This window comes from Streptomyces sp. NPDC050610, assembly GCF_040654875.1.
Lineage (GTDB): Bacteria > Actinomycetota > Actinomycetes > Streptomycetales > Streptomycetaceae > Streptomyces.
In genome coordinates this window covers 1-4,114 of sequence record NZ_JBFAIV010000085.1, presented here as the reverse complement: position 1 = coordinate 4,114, position 4,114 = coordinate 1, and the positions used below count along the sequence as shown (strand labels likewise).

Annotated in this window: 5 protein-coding genes; 2 read left to right on the top strand and 3 right to left on the bottom strand. The window is 68.3% G+C overall.

The features are described 5' to 3' along the window. Window positions 1–117: 117 nt before the first annotated feature. Genes AB0I22_RS39565 through tgmA form a run of 3 tightly spaced genes read right to left on the bottom strand, consistent with a single transcriptional unit; the run spans window position 118 to window position 2,451 of the window. The gene (locus AB0I22_RS39565) at window positions 118–1,278 is read right to left on the bottom strand and encodes a methyltransferase domain-containing protein (RefSeq protein ID WP_363135880.1); all 1,161 of its coding nucleotides are present in this window, start codon (window positions 1,276–1,278) and stop codon (window positions 118–120) included. Next, a complete protein-coding gene (gene tgmB, locus AB0I22_RS39560; protein WP_363135879.1) occupies window positions 1,275–2,222 on the bottom strand; it encodes an ATP-grasp ribosomal peptide maturase in 948 nt (315 codons plus the stop codon). The genes AB0I22_RS39565 and tgmB overlap by 4 nt, the downstream gene beginning before the upstream one ends. A gap of 1 nt (window position 2,223) precedes the next feature. Beyond that, complete coding sequence (gene tgmA, locus AB0I22_RS39555; RefSeq protein ID WP_363135878.1) at window positions 2,224–2,451, bottom strand: putative ATP-grasp-modified RiPP; 228 nt, start codon at window positions 2,449–2,451, stop codon at window positions 2,224–2,226. Window positions 2,452–2,780: 329 nt separating this feature from the next. Here tgmA and AB0I22_RS39550 point away from each other — a divergent pair, with 329 nt between their 5' ends. Together AB0I22_RS39550 and AB0I22_RS39545 are read left to right on the top strand one after the other, a co-directional pair. Beyond that, a complete protein-coding gene (locus AB0I22_RS39550) occupies window positions 2,781–3,626 on the top strand; it encodes a helix-turn-helix transcriptional regulator (protein WP_363135877.1) in 846 nt (281 codons plus the stop codon). Next, on the top strand, window positions 3,610–3,837 hold the full coding sequence (locus tag AB0I22_RS39545; RefSeq protein WP_363135876.1) for a DUF397 domain-containing protein: 228 nt from the start codon (window positions 3,610–3,612) through the stop codon (window positions 3,835–3,837). The genes AB0I22_RS39550 and AB0I22_RS39545 overlap by 17 nt, the downstream gene beginning before the upstream one ends. Window positions 3,838–4,114 lie beyond the last annotated feature (277 nt).

The window sequence follows — 4,114 nt, the reverse complement described above, 5'->3', positions numbered from 1 at the left end:
AAGACGCCCGCCATCCAGCGGGAAATGCAGGTGCAAGGCCTGCCGGGCGCTCCACACGAAGGCCCCGTACTCAATGAGTACGGGGCCTTCGCCGTCCCCCGAACTGAGGCCGCTCCGTCAGAGGGCGAACGACCAGGATTTTCCGGGGGCGTAAAGCGTGCTGCCCTCGGCGCCGAGTTCGGCCCGCATGGCGCGAAGGGGGAACCGGCCGCGCTCCTCCCACTGACGACTCACGTCGTCCAGGGCATCCCAGAGTCGACGGGGCCCGCCCTGATGGATGAGCGGGCGGGGACCGCCCTCGGCCCGCGCCCACGATCCGTCGGCGGCGAGCAGCCAGACGACGCGGCGCCCGTCATCGTAGACGGCCGCGCGAGTCTCGACGCCCGGCGTGTCCAACTCGAACAGGTAGCGCAGCGGCCACTCCTGCCACAGGTCCGGGATCGGCCCGTACGGGGACCGCACATCGTCGCCCTCGCGCACGCGGGCGGCCACGAACACCTCATCGAACTCGGGCGGGTAGTCCGCCTCCCCCTCCCGCCTGGCCTCCATGAACGTCGCGGGTTCCGACTGCACCGCGCCCCTGGCGATGCCGTCCTCCCCCATGTCCGCCGCGATCAGGAGGTCCGTACCGGCGACAGTCGTCACCAACCGCCCGCCGGGCCGCAGCGCACGGAGCCACGACGCGGGAACGGGCCGTACCGAAACGGTCGCCATGATGCGGTCATAGGCGGCGCCGGGCAGTTCCCCCGTAGCGTCGACCGCTTCCATGCCCGGTTCGCGCCCGAACCCGGCGAGCCGGTCCCGGGCGGCGCCGACCAGGTAGGGATCGACATCCACGCTCGTCACGTTCTCATCGCCGAAGCGGTACCCGAACAGCGCGGCCGAGTAGCCCGAGCCGGTGCCCACATCCAGCACACGGTCACCGGGCTCGACCCCGAGCCGCTCCGCCATCGACACGACGAGCCCCGGCAGAGTCGACGACGACGTGGGGTCACCCGTCCCCCGCTCGTCCGCCTTCGCATGGTCGGCGTGCAGCGGACCGACACGGGTCACCAGCGTCTCGTCCGAGTACGCGGCGCGCAGACGCTCCGGCGAACCCTCGGCAAGATCCACCAACTCCCATTCCCGCAGCAAGCTGTTGGCGACACGCCGCCACCACCGGGGCGCCAGCAGATGCCGAGGCGTACTGCTCACCGCCTCGTGCCAGTCAGGCGCGTCGACGGCCACCTCGTCGGCGAGCGCCGACGCGGCTTCGGCCCACGGGGGCATCGCGGTCATACAGGCTCTCCTTGCAGCGCGCCGGCCATCGCTTGCACGAGCGGGATACCGGCCTTGACGGCGATCCAGTGCCACTGGCCGTTTGGATTCACCTCGAAGAACACCCACCGGCCATCAGGTGTCACCGCGAAGTCGAGAGCACCGAAGTACAGACCGAGCTCGTCCATGAGCCGACGGACGCCCTTCACCACCTCGGGAGGCATGTCCACGGGCCCATAGGCGAGGGACCGGTAGTCGGAGCGCCAGTCGAGTCGCGCGGCCTCGCTCCCGGCGTGGATGGCGACGGGGAACATCCGGCTCCCGATCACGGTCAACCGCACTTCGAACGCCTTGGGCACGCGCTCCTGGAGCAGGTGGGCGGTGCCGGCCAACCCGTCATCCACCTCGTCGGCAGAGACGAGCGCCACGGGCAGGAACTGCCGCTTGCCTCCGGGGCCGAGCACCCCGCCTCCGAGCCCCTTGTAGACGACCTGATCGGCCCCAATGAACTCGCGGGCGTGGTCGGGGTCGGACGTGATCACGGATCGGGGCACGTCGAGTCCGACGCGTGCGGCAACGGCGAGTTGCCTCGGCTTGTAGTTCGCCGCTGCGTCGGCTGCGGGATGGTTGATCCAGCGGACGGGCAGGGAACCGAGCACGCCCAGCAGCCCGGACCGCGCTTCGGACAGGGCCAGTGCCCGGGCGACACCGGGCCAGTCGTCGGGGGTACGGAACTCGTTCGGGCGTCGCCACCACACCGACTTGACCGATTCGAGCCTGACTCTGCGGGAGCCGGCGAGCAGTCCCGCCCAGCCGTCCCCGGTGAGGGAGACGGCCAGGCGGGAAGCAGTGGGGAAGTCGGCGGTGTCGAACCTGACGACTTCCTCACCTCTTTTCGCCAGCTCCTCGACCACAGCATCGGCCGTGAGATCGTCCCGGCCCGTGAGGATGAGGATCGCACCCATGTCAGTACAGGTCGGTTCCGCTGTCGGAGCCCGGAGAGTTGCTGTCGCCGTTGCTGGTCTCGGTCTGCGTCTCGGGCATCTCCGCCGTGATCGCGTGCCACGGGTTCCCCTCGGCGGACACGTTCATCTGGAGCGCGTCGCTGTAGGTGATCACTGGGTCCTCGCTGGTGTTCTCCGGCGGTGACACCAGGTGCCGGACCCCGAACGGAAGGGCGGGCGCAGTGCTCATGACATCCTCGTTTCCTGCTCTTGCCGACCCTCGGCCCCGGATGGGCGCGAGGGTATCCAACTCCACTTTTCAGGCGGGTCGTTGGATGGTCTTCTCTTGATCCGCGGCGAGGTGACGCGCGGCCGGGGCGAGAACCTGCGAGGAGGAGTGCCGCCGGTTCCGTCGCCGCGGTTTCACTCCGACCACTCCGACCGCCCCAACCGCCCGGCCCACACCCCTGCGGGGTACAACCCTGGACGCCTCAGTCTTACCGGAAGAGCGGCCGCCACACACGGACTGTGTGTGACCAAGTACGCTGAGTATACGAGTTCTTGAGAGGAGGCAGCGGAGTGGAGCTAGAGCCGGAACCCGACGTGATGCCCGCTTCACCAGCGGGAATGCTCGCCGGCCGAGCGGCACGAGCACGGGCGAAGACAGGTCTTTCACTGCGTGGGCTCGCCGAGAAATTGGGCTACCCGCACACATACCTGAGCCGCGTCGAGAGGGGTGAGCAACTCCCATCCGCCGCCTTGGCGGAGGCCCTTGACGACTTCTACGGGACGGACGGGCTGTTCTCCGAACTGCTTGCGGTGGCTGTAGCCGCCGAGGTCCCTGTGTACGGACGGAAGGTGCTGGAGGAGGAGAAGCGCGCCGCCCGCATCCAGACTTTCAACAGCAGCGTCGTACCTGGCCTGCTCCAGACGGAGCCGTACGCGTCCGCCCTGTTCGTCGAGTCAATGCCCGGCAAGGACGCCGAGAAGGTCGCGCTACAGGTGAACGCACGGGTGCACCGCCGCGCAGTACTGGAGTCGCAAACGTCCCCGCTGTACTGGGCGATCATGGACGAGGCAGCCCTGCGCCGCCCCGTGGGCGGCCCGGCGATCATGGCGCAACAGATCCGGCACATACTCGACACGATCGAGCAGAACAGCGCCGTGCGGGTCCAAGTGCTTCCCTTCTCACATGGAGTCCACCCCCTATTGGGCGGTAGCTTGAGCTTGCTCACCCGTCGTGATGGCGTGACCTTCGCTTACGTCGAGTCGTTCGCGTCCGGCACGTCAGTGGATGCCCCGGCCGATGTGCTGGAGCTGACAACACTTTTCGACATCGCCCGGTCGAAGGCCCTCGACAGCAGGGAGAGCGTGGCTCTGCTCCACAGGTACCTGGAAGAGTATGAGGATGACATTGACTCCTGACGCGAACGCGCCGTCCCTGACCTGGGTAAAGAGCAGCCACAGCAACGGCCAGGGCGCGGAGTGCATCGAATGGGCACCGGAGCACGCGGCAGCCACTGGTGAGTTCCTCGTCCGTGACAGCAAGAGCCCGGCCGGCCCGCACCTCACACTGACCGCCGAAGGCTTCGCGGGGCTGGTGGAATTCGCCAAGTCTCACAGCTCGCGCCAGTGAACCCATCGGTCCGTTGAAAGACAGCACCACTCGGGGAACCGACTCTGCGCGCGGAGCACACGGCAGCGCGCCAGAGAGCAAGAGAGCAAGAGCAGTCATCGGCGCGGCGGTAACGCGGCCTCACCCTGGCGACGATCACCACCGGCCCCTCCCCTCCCCCGGACGCGGTCACCGGAGCGTCCCGGACCATGTAAGATCATTTACGCAACTCCGGCGCACGACGCGGGAGTCACGCGTCTGTGGTCCAAGGAAAGACGCCCGCCATCCAGCGGGAAAT